The organism is Pedobacter frigidisoli, from assembly GCF_004331675.1.
Taxonomy (GTDB): domain Bacteria; phylum Bacteroidota; class Bacteroidia; order Sphingobacteriales; family Sphingobacteriaceae; genus Pedobacter; species Pedobacter frigidisoli.
The window spans coordinates 183,195-204,127 of record NZ_SJSN01000007.1 but is presented as its reverse complement, the minus strand read 5'-3'; the positions used below and the strand labels follow the sequence as shown (position 1 = coordinate 204,127).

18 protein-coding genes are annotated in these 20,933 nt (G+C 37.3%); 7 read left to right on the top strand and 11 right to left on the bottom strand.

Going from position 1 to position 20,933, the window contains the following annotated elements; translation table 11 throughout:
- Positions 1–246: 246 nt before the first annotated feature.
- The 4 genes from hemL to hemA all read right to left on the bottom strand — a co-directional run bounded on the left by hemL (position 247) and on the right by hemA (position 6,611).
- On the bottom strand, positions 247–1,620 hold the full coding sequence (gene hemL / locus EZ449_RS10765) for a glutamate-1-semialdehyde 2,1-aminomutase (RefSeq protein WP_131558536.1): 1,374 nt from the start codon (positions 1,618–1,620) through the stop codon (positions 247–249).
- A 96-nt stretch (positions 1,621–1,716) separates the two neighbouring features.
- The gene (gene hemB / locus EZ449_RS10760; protein WP_131558534.1) at positions 1,717–2,685 is read right to left on the bottom strand and encodes a porphobilinogen synthase; all 969 of its coding nucleotides are present in this window, start codon (positions 2,683–2,685) and stop codon (positions 1,717–1,719) included.
- Positions 2,686–3,052: 367 nt separating this feature from the next.
- Positions 3,053–4,633: a hydroxymethylbilane synthase gene (gene hemC, locus EZ449_RS10755; RefSeq protein ID WP_131558532.1), complete on the bottom strand. Its 1,581-nt coding sequence runs from the start codon at positions 4,631–4,633 to the stop codon at positions 3,053–3,055.
- Positions 4,634–5,384: 751 nt separating this feature from the next.
- Positions 5,385–6,611 carry a glutamyl-tRNA reductase gene (gene hemA / locus EZ449_RS10750; protein WP_131558530.1) on the bottom strand — a complete coding sequence of 409 codons (1,227 nt, stop codon included), beginning with the start codon at positions 6,609–6,611 and terminating at the stop codon, positions 5,385–5,387.
- A gap of 127 nt (positions 6,612–6,738) precedes the next feature.
- On the opposite strand from hemA, the gene EZ449_RS10745 reads away from it, so the two are divergent.
- Together EZ449_RS10745 and EZ449_RS10740 are read left to right on the top strand one after the other, a co-directional pair.
- Complete coding sequence (locus tag EZ449_RS10745) at positions 6,739–7,119, top strand: DoxX family protein (protein WP_131558528.1); 381 nt, start codon at positions 6,739–6,741, stop codon at positions 7,117–7,119.
- 443 nt (positions 7,120–7,562) lie between these two features.
- Complete coding sequence (locus EZ449_RS10740; protein ID WP_131558526.1) at positions 7,563–8,390, top strand: alpha/beta hydrolase family protein; 828 nt, start codon at positions 7,563–7,565, stop codon at positions 8,388–8,390.
- A 152-nt stretch (positions 8,391–8,542) separates the two neighbouring features.
- On the opposite strand, the gene EZ449_RS10735 is transcribed toward EZ449_RS10740, so the two are convergent.
- The 6 genes from EZ449_RS10735 to EZ449_RS10710 all read right to left on the bottom strand — a co-directional run bounded on the left by EZ449_RS10735 (position 8,543) and on the right by EZ449_RS10710 (position 15,334).
- Positions 8,543–9,817, bottom strand: a complete 1,275-nt coding sequence (locus EZ449_RS10735) for a mechanosensitive ion channel family protein (protein ID WP_131558524.1) — start codon at positions 9,815–9,817, stop codon at positions 8,543–8,545.
- A gap of 168 nt (positions 9,818–9,985) precedes the next feature.
- Entirely contained in the window at positions 9,986–11,971 is a 1,986-nt protein-coding gene (gene ispG / locus EZ449_RS10730; protein WP_131558522.1) for a (E)-4-hydroxy-3-methylbut-2-enyl-diphosphate synthase, read from the bottom strand.
- Between the two features lie 273 nt (positions 11,972–12,244).
- Positions 12,245–12,856, bottom strand: coding sequence for an RDD family protein (locus EZ449_RS10725; protein ID WP_131558520.1), 612 nt, complete (start codon positions 12,854–12,856; stop codon positions 12,245–12,247).
- 83 nt (positions 12,857–12,939) lie between these two features.
- On the bottom strand, positions 12,940–13,926 hold the full coding sequence (locus EZ449_RS10720) for a LiaF transmembrane domain-containing protein (RefSeq protein WP_131558518.1): 987 nt from the start codon (positions 13,924–13,926) through the stop codon (positions 12,940–12,942).
- Positions 13,927–13,931: 5 nt separating this feature from the next.
- Positions 13,932–14,621 (bottom strand): PspC domain-containing protein, encoded by a 690-nt coding sequence (locus EZ449_RS10715; protein ID WP_165499738.1) that lies wholly within the window; start codon positions 14,619–14,621, stop codon positions 13,932–13,934.
- A gap of 23 nt (positions 14,622–14,644) precedes the next feature.
- Positions 14,645–15,334, bottom strand: a complete 690-nt coding sequence (locus tag EZ449_RS10710) for an SDR family oxidoreductase (RefSeq protein ID WP_131558514.1) — start codon at positions 15,332–15,334, stop codon at positions 14,645–14,647.
- A 145-nt stretch (positions 15,335–15,479) separates the two neighbouring features.
- On the opposite strand from EZ449_RS10710, the gene EZ449_RS10705 reads away from it, so the two are divergent.
- The 5 genes from EZ449_RS10705 to msrA all read left to right on the top strand — a co-directional run bounded on the left by EZ449_RS10705 (position 15,480) and on the right by msrA (position 19,818).
- On the top strand, positions 15,480–16,214 hold the full coding sequence (locus EZ449_RS10705; protein ID WP_131558512.1) for an MlaE family ABC transporter permease: 735 nt from the start codon (positions 15,480–15,482) through the stop codon (positions 16,212–16,214).
- Positions 16,214–16,966: an ABC transporter ATP-binding protein gene (locus EZ449_RS10700; RefSeq protein ID WP_131558510.1), complete on the top strand. Its 753-nt coding sequence runs from the start codon at positions 16,214–16,216 to the stop codon at positions 16,964–16,966. The genes EZ449_RS10705 and EZ449_RS10700 overlap by 1 nt, the downstream gene beginning before the upstream one ends.
- Before the next feature lie 93 nt (positions 16,967–17,059).
- The gene (locus tag EZ449_RS10695) at positions 17,060–17,941 is read left to right on the top strand and encodes a class I SAM-dependent methyltransferase (RefSeq protein WP_131558508.1); all 882 of its coding nucleotides are present in this window, start codon (positions 17,060–17,062) and stop codon (positions 17,939–17,941) included.
- A 99-nt stretch (positions 17,942–18,040) separates the two neighbouring features.
- Positions 18,041–19,090, top strand: coding sequence for a hypothetical protein (locus tag EZ449_RS10690; RefSeq protein ID WP_131558506.1), 1,050 nt, complete (start codon positions 18,041–18,043; stop codon positions 19,088–19,090).
- Between the two features lie 185 nt (positions 19,091–19,275).
- Positions 19,276–19,818 (top strand): peptide-methionine (S)-S-oxide reductase MsrA, encoded by a 543-nt coding sequence (msrA, locus tag EZ449_RS10685; protein WP_131558503.1) that lies wholly within the window; start codon positions 19,276–19,278, stop codon positions 19,816–19,818.
- On the opposite strand, the gene EZ449_RS10680 is transcribed toward msrA, so the two are convergent.
- Positions 19,819–20,907, bottom strand: coding sequence for an acyl-CoA dehydrogenase family protein (locus tag EZ449_RS10680; RefSeq protein ID WP_131558501.1), 1,089 nt, complete (start codon positions 20,905–20,907; stop codon positions 19,819–19,821).
- Positions 20,908–20,933 lie beyond the last annotated feature (26 nt).

Below are 20,933 nucleotides of genomic sequence, written 5' to 3'. Positions count from 1 at the left end.
CCCCCAACCCCTCCTTGAAAATAAGGAGGGGAGTTCCCCTCAAAGTTTCTTTACGCTCTCGTCATTGCGAGGAACGAAGCAATCTTACAATCATCGTTATTTTAAACCCAAAGCTTTAAGATTGCTTATTACCTCGTAATGACGACTTATTGAGCTTATATTTCCTTATATGGTTAAAACTCTTTATTTTCTGAGATAACCTCCATTTCCCCTGTTGTAAAAACTTATCAGCCGCAAGGGCTGATGCTACGACGACCTGAAAACCAAATCCAATGCCTCAAAAATCGCCCTCTTCGCTTTCTCCAATTCTATTTTCGTATGTGCTGAAGCTACTAAACCAACTTCATACCCCGATGGACCTAAATAAATTCCACGGTTCAACAACTCACGGTGCATGATTTTAAATTTCTCCATGCTACTTGCATCGATATCATCAGCCGACTGAATTTTATCCTTATCCGTAAATGCAAACCAAAAAATAGAGCCAACTGTAAATACTTTAAACTTATAATTTCTAGCCGTAGCAAAACGCTGAATACTGGCTACGAAGTCTTGTGTTTTGTTGTTCAAGTCTTTATAGAAACCCGATTTATTCAACTCAGTTAAAGTTGCAATACCTGCAGCCATCGCCACCGGATTTCCAGATAGAGTACCAGCTTGGTAAACACCGCCATCAGGCGAAATGTGCGCCATAATTGCATTCGACGCACCATACATACCAACTGGCAAACCGCCACCGATGATTTTTCCATAAGTGACAATATCAGGAATAACGTTATAATATGCTGCCGCACCCTCAAAACCTACCCTGAAACCAGTAATTACTTCATCAAAAATTAAAAGCGAATTGTTCTCTGTACATATTTTACGCAAGAAATGAATGTATTCTTCATCCTGAATAATTAAACCATTATTAGCAGGAATACCCTCGATAATTACCGCAGCAATTTGGTCTTTAAACTGCACAAAGGCTTGTTCAATTGCATTGGCATCATTCAAAGGAATTACAATCGTTTCTTCAGCGAATGATTTTGGAACCCCTGCAGAAGAAGTCTCGCCAAAAGTAACCAAACCAGACCCTGCTTTAACCAAAAGCGAATCGCTATGTCCATGGTAACAACCCTCGAATTTTAGAATTTTATCTCTGCCCGTAAAACCTCTTGCCAAACGAATCGCCGACATCACTGCTTCCGTTCCAGAACTTGTAAAACGAATTTTTTCTACAAAACGATTGTTTTTTATAATCAATTCTGCCAATTCGTTTTCCAAAGCTGTTGGCGCACCAAAACTCATTCCGTTCTGCATCACTTCAGTAACTTTCTCACGGATTTTAGGGTTGTTATGTCCCAAAATCAGTGGTCCCCAGCTTCCACAGAAATCAATGAATTGATTACCATCAGCATCCCAAATATAACATCCATCGCCCTTTTCAATAAAAAGTGGCGTTCCATAAACCGACTTAAAAGCCCGAACTGGTGAATTTACCCCACCCGGGAAATACGTTTTTGATTTCTCGTACAACTCCGCAGATTTTACCCGTGAAATATCAGGTTTGCTGCCTGTATTTACCGGAACATCGGCTTCGTTACCCGAAAACATTTTCTTTAATGAATCTAACATTTTTATTAAGCTAAAAGCTGAAAGACTACAGGTTAAAGCGAAAAGTAAAGCGCTATAAAATGGCTTTGGTCTTCCTGCTTTAAGCTTTCAGCTTATCTACATCCAATCGTTATTTAAAATATCTTTAATGTGGTAAGTGGTAATAATACTTGCCCCAGCTCTGGCAAAGGCATGCATCGTTTCCATTACAATTTTCTGTTCATCAACCCAACCCCGTTCTGCAGCTGCTTTAACCATCGAATATTCGCCGGATACATTATAAACTGCGATAGGCAAATTGGTATCTTGTCTCAACCTTTGGATAATATCTAAATAAGCCAATCCTGGTTTCACCATCAAAACATCAGCGCCCTCTTGCTCATCTAGTTGTGCTTCACGAAGTGCTTCCAAAGGATTTCTAAAATCCATTTGATAAGCTTTTCTATCGCCTTTACTTGGTGCACAATCTGCTGCTTCTCTAAATGGACCATAATAAGCTGATGCAAATTTAGTCGCATGGCTCATGATGGCTGCGTTTACAAAACCATTTTCATCCAACAAATTACGCATGGCTTTAATTCTGCCATCCATCATATCCGATGGTGCAAACATATCCGCACCTGCTTCTGCATGCGTTAAAGCCATTTTCGCAATCACTTCAACTGTTTTATCATTTTGAACGTAGTCGTTCTCCATAATACCGCAATGCCCATGAGTGGTATAAGAACAAACGCAAACATCAGTGATAACATATAAATCTTCGCCAAATTGTTTCTTCAATTCACGAACGGCAGTAGGTACTAACGAATGGTCGTGGTAAGCAGATTTTGCATCAGCCGATTTTTCATCGCCAACACCAAAAAGCATAATTTTATTTAAGCCTTTCATCATTCCTGCTTCAACATCCTTAACCAAAGTATCAACCGAATAATGGTTTACACCCGGCATTGCATCAATTGCATGGGTAACATTCGTTCCCGGCACAACAAAATACGGGTACACAAACATATCTTTCGATAGTCGGGTTTCGGCTACCATCTCTCTAACCAACGGGTTTTTCCTTAATCTTCTCGGACGGTGTAACATTTTATTAGTATCAAGTATGTAGTATCAAGTATCGAGACTTGAGTATTATTTGGAGCGCCATGTTTCGTGTCCTCACGAAACATTATCTTATATTTTATTTGAAAAGCAATTTCAGTTATTCTTCGGTTATTGCAGCCCTGCTTTCCGTTTCAAGTTTTTAATGGTCTTTGACAAGCTCATACTGAAATTAAAAAGCTTTCCACTTCAATCAGGTTTAGAAAACTTTGGTTTGTGATTCAAACTTAAATCCTCCACCTGCCCCCTCCCAAGGGGGATACCCCTCAAAGTTTCCAACTAATTTTTTAGAATCTTTATCTCCTCTTTTGTCTTCCAGACTTTCGACTCCGGACTCTCGACTCCGGACTCCCTACCTTATTTCTATTCCAAAAACTGCTTCCGCCAATCCAATTTCATCGGGCGAATATGGCAAAGCATAAGTTACGCCCATTTCATCAAATTTCTTTCCTGTTGAATTACCAATTGCAATTACTTGCTGACCAGGCTCCAATAAATTATCAGCGAAATAAGCATGAACATTTGACGGGCTGGTAAAAATCAAAACATCGGCATAACTCTGGTCGATATTTTCCTCAATTACCGTTTCATAGATTGGTAAGTCGATGATTTTCGCATCAGCTGGTAAAGATTTCTGAACGGATTGCAAAGAATCCTGTGCTCTTGGAAACAGTACGTTTTTGCCAGAAACCAATTTTGCGAAATCTTCAGCTACTTCTGTAATATCGCCACTCGTACCTACGAAATCTGCAAAATGGTTAAATTTTCTCAAAGCATCTTCCGAACCTCTGCCAACTACGCCAAACTGCGTTTTCTTTGGTAACTGTGGTTTTAAGTTGAAGAAATATTCTACACTATTTCTGCTACTGAAGAAAATCCAGTCGATATTTTTTAATATAAACTGGTCTAAAACAGTAACAATCGGAAACGTACGAATTAATGAACGTCCCTCAATTTCAATATTGCTGGTTTCTAAAGCTTTACGGAAATAACTGTGTTCACCAATCTCGCGAGAGATAAAAACCTTTGCTGGCTTCTTTCTTTCCTTGTTAAATTTTGCTACGATTTTTTCTGCCAAACCCACAGTTGTTTCAGCACGTAAGAATAAACGTTCAGGGAAATCATCAGTAGTTTCGGCTTTAGAAGTCCACACTTCGAAAGCGCCATCTTCTTTTTTACAATAACAACCTAGAGGCATGTGGCAACCGCCCTCAAAAATATTTAAAACCTTACGTTCTACGCCAACTTCTTCAGCTGTTGCTGGGTCGTGTAAAGTTTGAAGTGCTTCAAAAAGTTCAGTATCATTTTCCCTTATTTGAATTGCTAAAGCACCTTGAGCTGGTGCAGGAACAAATTCGGTCGGTTCTAATTCTTCAACATGAAATTCGCTTACATCTAAACGTAAGCGTTTAATGCCGGCTTTAGCCAACATGATGGCATCGTAATCCTCATCACGAAGTTTTTGAATCCTCGTTGGAACATTCCCACGTAAATCTTCAATTTCCAAATCAGAGCGTAAACCCAAAAGTTGGGCTTTTCTTCTGTTTGATGAAGTACCCACCATTGCTCCTTTTTTCAAAGACAGCTTTTGTGAAACATCAACACAATCTTTTAAAATTAAAAGATATTCTGTTGCTTCTTCGCGAGGCGGAATTGCAGCAATTGTTAAACCAGCAGGATGATTGGTTGGCAAATCTTTAAGGCAGTGTACAGCCAAATCGATAGTTCCGCCCAAGAGTTCTTCTTCCAATTCTTTGGTAAAAAAACCTTTGCCCTCTAATTTATCTAAACGTAAATTCAGGATTTTATCGCCCTGCGTTTTAATAATCTTAATTTCTGCCTCAATGCCGATTGCCGCTAATTCATCTTTAATGTGATTAGCCTGCCATAAAGCAAGGTCGCTCCCGCGTGTTCCGATGGTTAATTTCTTCACTGTTTTGTTAAATGATTTGCAAATCTAACTAAATACGGCTTTATCTTGTAAAATGTTTAAAAATGCGACAGTGAGGTTACAGAGATAACCGCTGGCCGCGGGGGCTTTCCACTTTTTCTTGATAAAAAGTGGAGCAAAAACCGAGCATGCCTGCGAGTTCATGAATACAGGTTAAAACAAATAAATACAAATGAATAATCAAGGCTTGTAAATGATGTCGTAAAAATTCGTCAAACCGTTTTGTAAATTATTTGAGGCCTTATCTCTGCTCTTTCCCCTTGCACAGGCTGAAAATAATTTAGTTAGTGATAGTTGAAATGTTTGTGCAAACGCTTATAACGTTTTTTACTTCCATCATTTACTAGGCCGGATGCGTTCTTGGCAAAATATTGTGGTTGGTGAAAGTTTGTTTAGCGATTCGTTTAACCAGATTTTTATTCGCAATCTGAGGGGTTTCCCCCTTTGGAGGGGGCAGGGGGAGGATTTGAATTTATTGCACTTACCAAGGTTCTTTAAACCCGATTGAAACGGAAATCCTTTTTGTTTTAAAAGTTACTAACTCTAATAAGCAAAACGCCTGTTAGAGTTAGTAACTTTACAAAAAGATTGAAGAGTAAAGCGGGACTGAAAGAACCGAAAAGCACAGAAACCAGCTTTTCTAATTATTTTTATAGCTTAATGAATGTAAGAAAATATAAGATTTAGCTTGGCGTTCTTTGCGCCTTAACTTTGCGAACTTTGCGGTTAAATCCTACGATTGATTAACCAAAATCTCCTTGGCCATAATCATCGGAACAGAAATACATTTTTTCTCCATGTAATTCATAACGCGTTCCAAAACCTCACGAGAAGCTTCGTCCATTTGGCTAATTTCATCGGCAAATACACCGTTTAAAGCTGTATTCTTGATTTCCTTAATCTTACGGGGAACATCTTGCATGGCCAATTCGATGCGGCGTTGCTTTAATACGGTAAAAAATTCGGCAATGTTGGCGCTAATGATATCTTCAGCGTGGACCAGTTCATTGTAACGCTCCTGGATATTTTTGCGGGCAACTTCTTTTAAAGATTCTACCTCGATGTAATGAATTGGGTGGTTGTGAACAACAGCAGGTGCAACGTCGTTCGGAATTGCTAAATCGACAATTACCTTTTTGCCCGTATCGCCATTTAGCAATTTGGCGTAAAGTTCTTCGGTAATAATCGGCTCAGTACAACCAGTACAGGTGATAATGACATCGAAACCCTCAGTAAAGTTTTCTAAAGCCTCTAAATGAAAAGCCTTACCATTCAATTCTTCGGCCAGGGTTTCAGCTTTGGAAAGTGTGCGGTTGAAAATGGAAAAGTTGGAGTATTTATGTTTGTTAAGGTATTTTGCAATGTTCTGGTTGGTATCGCCAGCACCGATAATTAAGATGCGGGAATTGCCACACATGTTCAGCTCTTTCAATTTGCGGTAAGCCAAAGAAACCACAGAAACAGGATTTTTCGAAATGTTGGTATGCGTATAAACTTCTTTCGCCGTTTTCACCACCCTATCCATAATCATGCGCATGTAGTCGCCCGTGAAACCAGCATCGCGGCAACTTTCGTAAGCTTTACGTATTTGAGCAAGGATTTCCTTTTCACCAACCACCAAACTTTCTAACGAACAAGAAGTTCTTAGCAAATGATTAAAAGCCTCTTCGTTCTCGAAAACGGTAACATTATCAAGGAAGCGCTCCATAAATTCTGGAGGAAATCCCATATCTAAAACGGTTAGAAATTTGGTTACAAATTCTTTATCGGTTTTTTCTTTGGTGAGGAAAACGAACTCTACACGGTTACAAGTGCCGATGTAAAAAATCTCGCTAACGGGAAGTTCCGTTTGAATATTCTTCAACCTGTTATCCAGACTTTCGTCGCAAATAACTAACTTTCCTAAAGATTTTAGGTCGATGTGGTGATGCGTAAAAGCGATTACTTTTAAATATTCCAAGTGCTTCCGTTATTAACTATTATCGGGATACAAAAGTAACACGGTTAATGTATGCGACCGTCATTAATCTGTAATTTACATCAATTTAGAACGGTTTTAAATAAATAGAAAATAACTACAAATATTTATGCGTTACAAAATTTTTCTCACCATTTATGCCGTTTTCTATATCGTTGCGGGCTGCAATCACTTTATCTCCACTGTTGGGTATTACGCAATAATGCCGAAATGGTTGCCCGCCCATGGATTTTTAATTTACCTCTCGGGCTTAATAGAAATTATGCTCGGCGCATTATTGCTTTTTTCAAGGACCCGAAAACTAGCTTCCTTACTAATTATTTTGATGCTTATTGCCTTTTTGCCTGCTCATATTTACATGATTCAGATTGCGCCATTTATGCTTGGAAAAATATTGGTTACGCCATTTATTGCCTGGATAAGATTGCCCTTTCAACTGTTATTTATCGGCTGGGCCTGGTATTATTTCAGAAATCCTGGAAAGCAGTAGATACAGCGACATAAAACCATATCGTGAATATCAGCTTATATTTTCTTAAATTCCTTAAATGGTGAAAATAGCTGTTTAAAGATTTTCTTTTAATTCGAAAAGCAAGGTTCTGTTTTTCATTTTTATGTTAGTCCCGCTATTCGTTCCAATCTTTTTGCGATTGTCAGTCTGAGCTTGTCGAAGACCTGCAACAAAAAGTATTTCCACTTTTATCGGGTTTAGAGAACATGAGTAAGTGCTATACATGCAAATCCTCCCCCTGCCCCCTCCAAAGGGGGAAACCCCTCAGATTGCGAATACAATCTGGTTAAACGAATCGCTAAACAAACTTTCACAAACCACAATATTGCCAAGAAAAAGAAAAAAGCCAGTCTGGCTAAGACAAAAACCCGACAACAATTTTCAATTTTGTAGGTTTATAATATGAATCAATTCCTAAAATTATGATTACACAAAGCGATTTCAGCATAAGCGGTGCCGATGGAAAATTAATTATCGGCGACATTACTTTCGACGATAAAAACCCAAATACACCAATTGTACTTTTCGTTCATGGCTTTAAAGGTTTCAAAGATTGGGGCGCTCATAATTTAGTCGCAAGGTATTTTGCTAGTAATGGCTACCGCTATATCAAGTTTAATTTATCGCATAGCGGTGTTCCAGCAGATAACCCGAAAGATGTTACCGACATGGAAACTTTCGCAAATAATACCGTTTCAAAAGAACTTTTTGATATTAATGCCGTGCTCGATTTTATAGAAAAAGCTTACGGAAAAGAAACTGAAATTAACTTAATCGGCCATAGTCGCGGTGGTGGTTTGGCCATAATCGAGGCATCAAATGATTTGCGAATTAATAAGTTAATTACCTGGAGTGCCATTTCTAGTTTCAACAGTCTTTGGAAAAAAGAGCAAGGAAGCGAGTGGAAAAAGACAGGGAAAATCTTCGTAGTTAATGCAAGAACGAAAGAGCAAATGCCCTTGAATGTTACTTTATTAGAAGATTTTGAAGAAAACGAAGAAACATTTAATATCCTCAATGCCTCAAAACGAATTAATATTCCGTGGTTAATTGTACAAGGCGACGATGATGTGAATGTTCCTTTTGAGCATGCGCAGAAACTTGCTGATGCAAATCCAAATAGCAGATTGGTTAAAATTGAGGGGGCAAATCATGTTTATGGCGCAACGCAACCTTTTGAAAATGAAACTTTACCACCACTATTATTTAAGGTTTGCGAGAAGTGTTTGGTATTTTTGGGAGAAGAATAAGGCTCGCTGTCATTCTGAGTTTGCGAAGAATCTGCAGGCGATGAAACACAATCGTCAATTTAACCCACAGCCAAAAAACTGGAAGTGCTGTACTTAGTGCAGAGTCAATAGGTTAGGGATTCTTCACTACGCTCAGAATGACAGCAATAAAATTAATCATTCCCTCTTCTAACAAAACCTCGCATATCACTTCCACTCGGGCTTTGGAAAATCTCTAAATCAAAATACGGAACCGCAGCCAAAAGATGGTCGAAAATATCAGCTGCAACCTCTTCGAATTTCTTTAAACCTTTCTCTTTTGAAAAGACATAAATTTCTATCGGTAATCCGTTTTCTGTTGCCTGCAATTGGCGCACCATAAAAGTTAAATCGGTATTGATGTAAGGGTTGCTTTCCAAATATTTCTCTGCATAAACCCTAAACGTTCCAATATTTGTCATGTGGCGACCGTTAACCAAATTATTTGGATTTACTGTATTTTCTGCATTGAATGTTTCTATTTGTAATTGAGTTTCTTTCAGATAATCCTTTAAAAAATCGATGCTTTTCAGTCGATTAATCAATTCTTCATCACAAAATTTGATGCTGGAGATTTTAATATTAATATGTCGCTTAATTCTTCTTCCCTCACTTTCTTCCATCGCCCGCCAATTTTTAAACGACTCGCTCACAATGGCATAACTCGGAACAATCGTAACCGTTTTATCCCAATTGCGAACTTTAATGGTGGTTAAGTTGATTTCCGTTACTTCGCCATCAGCACCATATTTCTCAACCGTAATCCAATCGCCAACACGAACTAAATCTATGGCGCTCATTTGTACAGAGGCCACAAAACCTAAAATCGGGTCGCGAAAAACCAAAATAAAAACTGCTGTTACCGCCCCAAAACCACCGAAGATATATAATGGAGATTCGTTTAATATTATTGATAATATCAGTACAAAACCAACTATATAAAAAACGATTTTCGCTACCTGTTTATAACTTCTAATGGGCTTATCAGCATATTTCCTTGACGCTTCCATAATGGAAACCAAAGCATTTAAGAATGCATTTACTGCAAACATCACCGCAAGTACGATATAAATTTTTGCTACAATGAGTGCATAGAAAAGCCAAACCTTAAAATCGATAAAGACGAAAGGAACGACATTATAAATAATATATGCTCCAAAAATTAAAGCAAAAGCCCTGAAAACCCTAAACTCAAATAAGGCGCTCTGCCAGTTTGATTTTGTTCTTGCGCCTTTTACAGCCCCAATAAAAACCTGTCTGGTTACAAATATGGTGATGAAAAGAAACAGCGTTACGCCAATTAATCCAATAAAGAAATAAGAATAAATAAGTTCGTTACCCGCAAGGCCTTTAGCAACAAGCCAGTTTCTAAGTTCGTTAAATATGGATTGGAACTCGGGGATTTTCATTGAGGTAATTTAGGGTTATTGGTTAGTTATTGTCTCTTATTAAAATATTGGTCTGTGGGGAGACCATTGACAAAATCATTAGTTAACATTTATTAAAAAAAAGACAATTAAACACCCCGTCCTGCGGACACCCCTCTAAAAGAGGGGAATGCAATACGCAGAAAAAATTTAACTTTTCTCTACCCAATTTCCATCACCCTTTATAATATCAATTAACTCATCTAAAGCAAAAGCGGTATTAACATTCTTTTTCACCACTTCCTGACCGCGATACAAAGTTATTTTATCAGGACCAGTTCCTACATAGCCGTAATCAGCATCGGCCATTTCGCCTGGGCCGTTTACAATACAGCCCATGATTCCAATTTTAAGTCCTTTCAAATGGTCTGTTCGGGAACGAATAAGCTGCGTAGTTTCCTGTAAATCGAAAAGTGTCCTGCCACAACTCGGACAAGAAATATATTCTGTTTTACTGATTCTTGTTCTGGTTGCCTGCAAAATCCCGAAACTGGTTGAGTTAATTAAAGCTAAATTTTGACTTTGGTCATCAATCCAAATCCCATCTCCAAAACCATCAGTAAATAGAGCACCAATATCTGTTGCAGCGTAGAGCATCAAATTATCAGCATCTAACTCCTTGTAAGTCCTTTTGATAATCACTGGAATTTGTATATTTTTTTCTTGCAAGGCCACAAAAAATGCTCTCTGTTCAGCCATTCCATGAAGAGCAGCTGTTTCGAGAATCAGGATAACATTGTTGCTTAATTGATCAATTGATGAATTGTTTAATTGTTTGGCATCAATTTGAACGAAGTTTAAAAATTCATCTTTAAAATCGGCTGCGCTAAATTCGTCGAAAGAAAATAATGGGTGACAATTATTTTTATCTCTTAAACCCAACCAAGTTTGGTAATTATAAATCTGCTTTAAATTTCCCGGGAAAGAAAACGATGGCAAATTATCGCCCAAATAAACCAAATCACAAGCTTGGTCGGCAAGATTATATTTATCTAAACCTGCACTGTAATTGTATCCTACAGAACTTAAAAAATATGGGTCTTTTAGGTTTTCTTTTGAGACATCAATCATCACAACCGGGTGGTGATGTCCGCCAATATGCTGAACAGGTTCTGTGATTCTTCTCGAATAGGAATAAGGAGAATAAGTCGGAAGTCCAAAGTCCGAAGTCCGAAGCCCGGGTGCACTATCAATCTTCTGACCTCGGACCTCTGACTCCCGACTCCTTGAAGAATATCTATCAGCCAATGCTTTTGCAACAGGCGCTTCAAATTCAGGGTCTTCTGTTAGTGAAACACGAATGGTATCGCCTAAACCATCTTCCAATAAAGTACCGATTCCAACTGCAGATTTTATACGACCATCTTCTCCATCGCCTGCTTCGGTTACACCTAAATGCAGAGGATAATTCATACCCTCTTTCACCATGGTTTTAACCAGTAAACGATAAGCCTGAACCATTACCTGCGTGTTGCTGGCTTTCATCGAAATCACCAAATTGTAATAATTTTGGTCTTCGCACATGCGGATAAATTCCATTGCAGATTCTACCATTCCTCTTGGAGTATCGCCGTAATGGCTCATAATCCTATCAGAAAGTGACCCATGATTGGTGCCGATACGCATGGCTGTGCCATATTCCTTACAGATTTTTACCAGCGGAATAATTTTTTTGTAAATCCTAGCCAGTTCTGCATCATAAGTATCTTGAGTGTATTCTAAATTTTCGAATTTCTTTTTATCGGCGTAGTTCCCCGGATTCACACGAACTTTTTCTACAATCCTTGCGGCCATTTCAGCTGCATTTGGCGTAAAATGGATATCAGCAATTAAAGGAACATTGTATCCGCGATAACGTAATTCTTTTTTAATATTCGCTAAATTTTCAGCTTCTTTGATGCTTGGTGCAGTGATACGAACATATTCACTACCAGATTCTACCATGCGGATGGTTTGCTCAACGGTTGCCAGAGTATTCATGGTATCGGTGGTCGTCATCGATTGGATACGAATAGGATTGTGACCGCCCAAAGCGATATCGCCAATATTAACTTCGCGGGTTAAATACCTCGAATATTGCGTTAAACTGTTGCAATATCCTCCATCTAAATCATGCTTTACCGATAAATTTTCCATGCGATTGCAAAGATAAGCTAAATGTTTAATTGTTAAATTGATGTATTGTTAAATTGTTAGAAAATTGAGTTGATAAATTCCTCGGATGTTATGCTATATGATTTTTGATGATTACTGTGTTAAAGACACTAACATTAGATCCTTTAAAATTTAAACCTGGGTGAAGCGATATCCCCCGATTTTTTCTATCGGGGATTTAGCGGAAAACAGGGCTAAAATCGGCAAAGAATTACTGAACCATCAATTTTCAAAATATACTTTAATCAATTACGACTATATCAATCTATCTTTTATCACCAACGTATTTGCGGCTATATCGTGCCAGCATTGGTTTTTCTTATTCAAAAAGCTATACAGATAGCCGAAGAAAACAGGTAGAACAGATAAAATTTTCGAAAAGTTTCTGATGAAAGAAACACCAATAGAAATTCTGGTTCCTTCTAAATCGGTAACTTTAATGCCCAATATTTTTTTGCCAACTGTAGCTTGATTTACTGACGCTTCGGCAAAACTTCCATAAATGAGTTTAACCATAAAAATAATTGGAAAAGGAACCAAAAAAGCCATTATCCGCTCGTTCTTATCTACGATAAAGATATAACTGATCAAAATAATAACCGTATAAAAGCCAAAAATGATGAAATGATCAATCACTGAGGCTAATAATCTTTGATCGAAAGCAGCAAAATATTGAGGGGCGGTTTTTTGATAGCTAAAACCAAGAAGCTCACGCAATTCTGCAATTGCATGAGCTTCTTTATAATCGTCCATTCCGGGTTTGCGTATAAATGTATTCGGCTTGATATTTAAATCAGCAAGCTCAGATAAACTATACGGACCTTGTGGCTTACCATTTATAACAACTGTATACTGATCAAGATTCATTGGATTTTAGGATTTTCAAGATCAGGTTTCTAAAGTTTGGCAAAGCAAAGCCTTAAACTTTCTGCCTTTCATTTTCAACTTATCTAATATCGATTTACCTCAAAGCTACTTAATCCTCCATCCAAATTAATAAAGATTTTTTTTGTTGATGTTTTATAATTCGATGTTTCGTAAACTCCATCACTTAATTTATCAAATCCATCAAAATCTTTAGATGATAAACCTGTTTTAGTTTTAATTCTACAGCCAGAATTTGTAGGGATTTTGATTTTAACATCGGCCACGCCAGATTTGACAACAACATCGGTAATTGGCAATAAATCTCCAAACTTTAAATCCAATGCAGCTGCGCCACCATCGAAGTGGAAAGTACGAACCTTATAATCTGTAAAATCAAAATCTGCTTCGCCTGCACCAAGTTTCATATAAACATCCCAGTTTGCGGCCTTGTTTAATTTAAAATCCACATCATTTCCACCATCACCAAAATTAAATTTATTCTTTTTGTTATCCATGCTAAAGGTTAGCACAGTTGCAGAATCGGTTATTAATTTCTTTAATGAAAAGTTTGCATGTTTTTTCTTAACATCAGCATTAATTAATTCTGATGTTTCGCCATTCAAATTGAATGAAATACCACCTCCAGAAATATTTAATATGGTTTTCTTAGCGTTATCTGCAGCTACAAAAGGTTCAGATAAACTAAGTTGATGGAAAGCTGTGTCATTATCACTGTTATCATCATTATCGTTATCGTTGTCGTCATCATCAATGTTGATATCTATGTCCTTGTTAGCGTGATTACCCCACCAATTTCCCCTAGTCGGCTCTTGTTGTCCTTTGTAAAACAGGAATGATAGCGCTACAACTAAAACCGCAATAGAAACTATGCTGCCTGTTTGTGAATTATTTCTATTGAATAAAATATTTACACCAGCGATTATTAAAAATATTGGCCAAAAGTTCCAAACGTTGCGCCAATAGAATTCTATTAGGCCAAAGTTTTCGAGTAGAAGTACACCACCAATAAATAGCAGTAAGATACCCCAAATTAATCTATCTAATTTCATGTTATTTATGCTTGAGGGTTAGTGGATGTTGAGTTATGATCTTCGTTTGGTTTTTCCTCTACAATTACTGTTTCCGAAAAATCAGCTGATTTTTTTTGCTCTTCCTGAGCTTGTTGATTTTGAAAGGCCGCCCATTCATTTTTCCTTTTTGATTTGGCAATAACACTAATACCTAGCGCAATGAATATTACCGGCCACATAAATTTGAAGAAATTTCTGAAGCTAAACCAATCTGGGATAAAATCGAGTTCATGCATTAAGAAGAAACAACCAACTACCAATAAAAGTAATCCTGCAATGGTTCTTCCAGCATCATTCGGCTTGTTGAATTTGCTAAAATCAGGTTGGGTTTCGAAAGGTGTTTTCTTCGATTCATCTACCGGCTGTGTCCAATTTGCATTTCCCGAACCTGTTGGACCAGAAAATGGATTCGAGCTTCCAAAAGGTGGCGTATTTGGGTTGTTCCTGTTGAAGTAATCGTTGAAACTTGTGAATCTTGCTGCCGGATCGTTATTAACCGGAACAATAATCCACATAATAATATAGGCAATAAGACCGCCTCCGGCCATAAATATAGACGATAATACGAATAACAACCTCACTATGGTAACCTCTACCTGCATGTAATCTGCAAGGCCAGAAGCTACACCGGCAATCATCTTATCGTGTTCGTTTCTAAAAAGCTTCTTTTCCATAACGCTGTTCATTTTGTGTGTGTTTAAAAATCAAGCGGAGTAATTAAAACCTCATCAACGTTTACCCCTTTACTTAAGTTTAAAATGGTATATAAAGTTTCTGCTATATCTTCGGGCTGTACAAATTTTTCATCTGGAATTGTTGTTCCCTCCCAGGATGATGTTTTGGTTGAGCCCGGCAAAAAGGCGGTTACTTTAACGTTGTGTGGGGCTAATTCTTGCCGCAATACATGATTAAGACTTAGCATCGCTGCTTTTGTTACACTATAACTTCCACCATTTTTCACAGGAGCCTTACTCGCCACCGAACAGATGTTAAATATATGTCCATGTTGTGCTGATCGCATTTTTTTTCCGAAAAACTTACTGATGTAGTAGCTGGCATTTACGTTTAATTCTTGCTGTTTCTCAAAGGCATCATCATCTTCATCCAATAAACTTCCTGGTAAAAAAGCGCCAACATTGTTCACCAATACATCGGCAAAGCCAAAATCTAAATCCACTTTGTTTAAGAACTTATAAAGTTCTTCCTTAATGGAGCAATCCACAGCATAAATCAGAACCGATCTTCCCGTAAAAAATAATTGATTGCGAAATTTTTCCAAATCATTCAAACTTCTAGCCACAAGAATTAAATCATAACCCTCTTTCCACAATTTTGTCGCTATTGCTCTTCCAATTCCTTTTGTTGCACCAGTTATTACAGCTTTCATTTTTTATGGATTAGTTTTTGTTGACAAAAAACCATATTTATATCCGAAACCACGAATATTTTTGCAATTATCAAAGTGCGACAACTTTTTTATCGTTTCTTTGTAGTATTATAAATGATCATTTAAATTAAGCAACACATACGGAATGAATTTTACCAATTTCGGCAGATACATACTGCTACTCAAATCTGTATTCAGAAGGCCGGAAAAACTGAAGATATACTTTAAGGAAATTGCAAAGCAGATGGATTATGTGGGCGTTGGCTCTTTAGGACTTATTGCAATTATCTCTACATTTATTGGTGCAGTAATGACTCTACAAATTGCTTTCCAGTTGGTTAGTGATTTTATTCCGAAAACGATTATTGGTTCAGTAAACAGAGATTCTAGTATTCTGGAATTAAGTCCAACCATTAGCGCTATCGTTTTGGCTGGTAAAATTGGTTCGGCCATTTCATCAGAAATTGGCTCGATGCGTGTTACCGAGCAAATTGATGCCCTAGAAATTATGGGAATAAATGCACCTGGATACTTAATTCTTCCAAAAATTATTTCGGGAATAACAATGGTTCCAATGCTGGTAATTTGCTCTATGTTTTTAAGTATCGCTGGTGGATACATCGGTGGCTCAATTTCAGGTGCTGTTACTCCAAACGAATATATTCAAGGAATCACTACGGATTTTAATCCATACACAATAGTTGTTGCACTGGTAAAAGCATTTGTTTTCGGTTTCATCATCACATCGGTACCAGCTTACGAAGGTTTTTACGTTCGCGGTGGCGCATTGGAAGTTTCGCAAGCAAGTACTAGAGCGGTTGTAATTAGCTGTATCTCAATATTAGTCTGCGATTATTTAGTTACTCAACTTTTACTTTAATGATTGAGATAAAAGATATTTATAAATCATTCTCTGGGAATGATGTTCTCAAAGGGATTTCTGGAACATTTAAAGAGGGTGTAACCAATTTAATTATCGGAGGCTCGGGTTCTGGTAAAACAACACTACTTAAATGTATGGTTGGTTTGCATCAGCCAGATTCTGGTTCTGTATTATATGATGGAAGAGATTTTACAGCCATGGATTATGGAGAAAGAATCGAAGTGCGTAAGGAAATTGGAATGCTTTTTCAAGGATCTGCCCTATTTGATAGTATGACTGTTGAGGAAAACATCATGTTTCCTTTAAATATGTTTACTGATCAAACCAGAAGTGAGAAATTAGAAAGGGTTAATTTTTGCTTGGAGCGTGTAAATTTAGAGGGAAAGAACAAACTTTTTCCAGCAGAGTTATCTGGCGGAATGAAAAAACGTGTAGGTATAGCACGTGCTATCGCGATGAATCCAAAATACTTGTTTTGTGATGAACCAAACTCTGGCCTAGATCCTAAAACATCAATCGTAATTGATGAATTAATAAAGGAAATTACCGAAGAATACGGCACCACAACAATTGTGGTTACTCACGATATGAACTCTGTAATGGGAATTGGAGATTATATCTTATTCTTACACGAAGGAAAGAAATTTTGGGAAGGTAGCAATAAAGAGATTGCCCATACAGATATTCAGGAACTGAACGACTTTGTTTTTGCTAGCCGTTTTATGAAAGCAGCAAAAGATAAGTTTTAAATATAATCGTCATTGCGAGGCACGAAGCAATCTCATTCAACTTATCTATTGAGATTGCTTCGTGCCTCGCAATGACGGACTACATAAAAATACATGATACAATTACTTGCCCCAACCCATTGGAAAGATTATGAACTAATTGATTGCGGGGATTTTGAAAAATTAGAGCGTTTTGGAAATGCAATTCTAATCCGTCCTGAACCACAGGCTGTTTGGAAGAAAACATTATCAGAGCAAGAGTGGAAAAAAACTGCTACGATATCTTTTAGAGGTCGTTCGGCTACTTCGGGCGAATGGGTTAAAAAAAATCCTGCATCACCAGATCGTTGGCATGTTGAATATAAAAATGATGATGTTGCCATTAAACTTCGTTTGGGATTAACCTCATTTAAACATGTTGGTGTTTTCCCTGAGCAAGCTGTAAACTGGGATTTTATCTCTTCATCAATTAAAAAATTTACTACCCCAAATCCAAAAGTCTTAAACCTTTTTGCTTACACAGGAGCTGCATCCTTAATTGCGAATGCGGCTGGCGCAGAAACCACACACGTAGACTCTATCAAACAAGTAGTAACTTGGGCTAACGAAAACCAAGAACTTTCAGGCCTAAAAAATACCCGTTGGATGGTTGAAGATGCTTTAAAGTTTGTTAAGAAAGAACTTAAAAGAGGAAAAAAATACAATGGAATTATTCTAGATCCGCCGGCTTACGGTCATGGTCCTAATGGCGAAAAGTGGAAGCTTGAGGATCATATTCAAGAAATGATGCAAGATGTTGTACAACTTTTAGATGAAAAGGAACATTTTTTAATTTTGAATACTTATTCTTTAGGATTTTCTTCCGTTATTGTAGAAAATTTAATTCGCACATCATTCCCTAATGTTAAAAATTTAGAAACCGGAGAACTGTACCTACAAGCCACTGCAGGCATTAAATTACCATTAGGTGTTTTTGGTAAATTCTGCAATGTGTAAATGTTAGTTACTTTATTTTAAACTATCGGATTTCAATCCTACTTTCATATAAAACAGATTCGGAAAAACTGTAAAACATTAACAACTATTATAATATCTATGAAATTTCCTCAATTAGCGGGCACTCTAATACTTGGTTTTGCCGCAATCAGTTTGTTCGCCAACTGTAACTCAGATGGTAAGGGCGGCAGCGGTATTGGCAAAATCTTTTCTTCTGATACCACTAAAAAGAAAACAGATTCTACAGTAAATGTAATGAAACCTGTTGATCCAAAATTATACGATTCTTTAGTAAAGAAATTAGCCAACGGAGATACTACTGGGAAATGGCCAGTAAAAAACCAACCAACGCCTTTAGCAGGGGCAATATTACCTTTCAAACGTATTGTAGTTTATTATGGTAACCTACACTCGAAAAAAATGGGTGCTTTAGGAGAATATGCTCCAAAAGAAATGTGGCAACGCTTAAATACGGAGATTAAACATTGGGAAAAAGCAGATCCATCAACTCCGGTTCAAGCTGGTTTACATTACATTGCTGCTGTGGCAAGTGGAACACCGGGTAAAGATGGCAAATACATCAACCGAATGGGCAATAAGCAAATCGATTCTGTTTTAGCAATTTCGAAAATGAAACCCAACACCATCGTGTTTTTAGATCTTCAAGTGGCTTTAAGTACCATTAAGGCCGAATTACCACATATTGAAAAATATCTTCAGTTGCCTTATGTTCATTTAGGGATCGACCCAGAATTCTCCATGAAAGATGGTTCTTTGCCGGGTAAGAAAATTGGAACCTATGATGCTGCAGATATCAATTATGTAACTGGCTATTTGGCAGATCTTGTAAAGAAATACAACTTGCCTCCAAAAGTATTCGTATTACACCGCTTTACTAAGAAAATGGTAACCAATTCGGCAAACATTAAATTACGTCCTGAAGTGCAGGTTGTAATGCACATGGATGGATGGGGCGAACCTGATTTAAAGATTGGTACTTATCGCCATTTTATTTATGGTGAGCCTGTCCAATTTACAGGATTTAAATTATTTTATAAAAACGATTTAAAGAAAGCACCAAACCGTTTGATGACTCCAGAAGAGTTGTTAAAACTTAAGCCAAAACCGATATATATTCAATATCAATAATTAAAGCATATCTTAAAATCCTCATTCAACATTTTGAATGGGGATTTTTCCGTTTGTAGCCAATGTAACTTTTCAAAACCGCCAAAGGTTTGATGAAAATTTATTGCTTAATGTATCGAAATAACTTATTATTCATTGTGATATTTTCAAAACTATAATGGCATAGTTTTCGTTATATTAGCTATATGCAAACAGCAACATTTGGCGGAGGGTGCTTTTGGTGCACTGAGGCAGTATTTCAAACTTTAAAAGGCGTAAATCAGGTAGTATCGGGTTATATGGGTGGTGAGTTGAAACACCCTACTTATATGGAAATTTGCAATGGCGAAACTGGTCATATTGAAGTAGTTCAAATAGAGTTTGATGAATCAATAATATCCTTTGATGAATTGTTATTAGTTTTCTTTAAAACCCATAACCCAACAACCTTAAACAGACAAGGAAATGATATTGGTTCTCAATATCGTTCAACCATTTTTTATAATGGCGAGGAACAAAAAGTTCAAGCTGAAAAAACAATTGAGAAATTATCTGAAGAAAATGTTTTTGATAAACCTATCATAACAGAAATAAAGCCAATATCAGAATTTTACGATGCTGAAGATTACCATCAAAATTACTATAACCAAAATCAGGGTAAACCATATTGTGCATTCGTAATTCAGCCAAAACTTAATAAATTTCTAGCAGATTTTCGTGAAAAAATTAAACCAGAACTTTTAGAATAATCAGCACTCAAAAGTGAGCAATGCATGTTGACTCGCCGTATGCATATCTCTCCAAACACGGTTAATTTCACTTTCTTTTTTTGCAGCCTCTAATCCGCAGTAAGGAAAAAGTGTGTCGGCGGCTCGACGAGAAGCATGGGCAAGTTTTCTGCTTATTTGGCTTACTTCGTTTAGTTTATCCTCACTGATGATCCCATTATTGTTTAATTGTGCCCAGGATTCATCAAAGGTTTTATAAAATTGATTTTTGAGTTCAAATACCTCATTTTTACATCGCTTCAACTCTGCATTAAAAAACACAATTTGATCTTCATTATACCTCTTCAGTCCTGATCTAGATAAAAAAGATTCCTTTACTAATTTGATGAAATGATTGGCCATCCCTAAACTATTTACAGCCAGTGTGGTTTCTGCCAATTGCAAAAACGGATAATCAAACCCTTGATCTGCAATTTCGATTGTATTATTTATTTTAAATGTTCTATTTAACGGAACTTCCAAATCTTTTACTTCGAAAGCATGACTACCAGTGGCGATTAGGCCAAAATAAGACCAACCTGCTAAAACTTCTACTTCATCTTTTTTAAGAATAAACGACATTACTTTTGGGTTACCGTTTTCATCTAATTCATCTGTTCCACCACTATTTTTTATAATGCAATTTGCAGTGAAAATGGTGGCATGTAAAGCTCCGCTGGCATACTTCCAGTGCCCATTGATTAGGTATCCAGTATCCGTTTTTATCGCCGCTCCTCCTACTGCCCCACTCCCAGCAAAACAAACTTTCCTATCGGCAAAAACCTCGATCGCCAATTCTGGATTTAAAAAACCAGCAAACCAAGCAGCACCTGCACAAAGGGTAATGGTCCAGCCTAAACTTCCGTCTGCCTCTGCTAGGGATTCTTCCAATCGTAATATCTCAGGAAGTTTTTTCCCAGCGCCACCATAAATTTTGGGCACAAAAAGCTTAAACCAATTTTCTTGATAAGCAAGTTCCAAAACTTCTGGATGTAGCTCACCCATCGCTTCAGATTTGGCGGCATATTCATTTACTGTTTCTTGCCAAGTTTGTGTGAGTGTATTTTGCATATATTTTATTTTCAAATACAGAATGG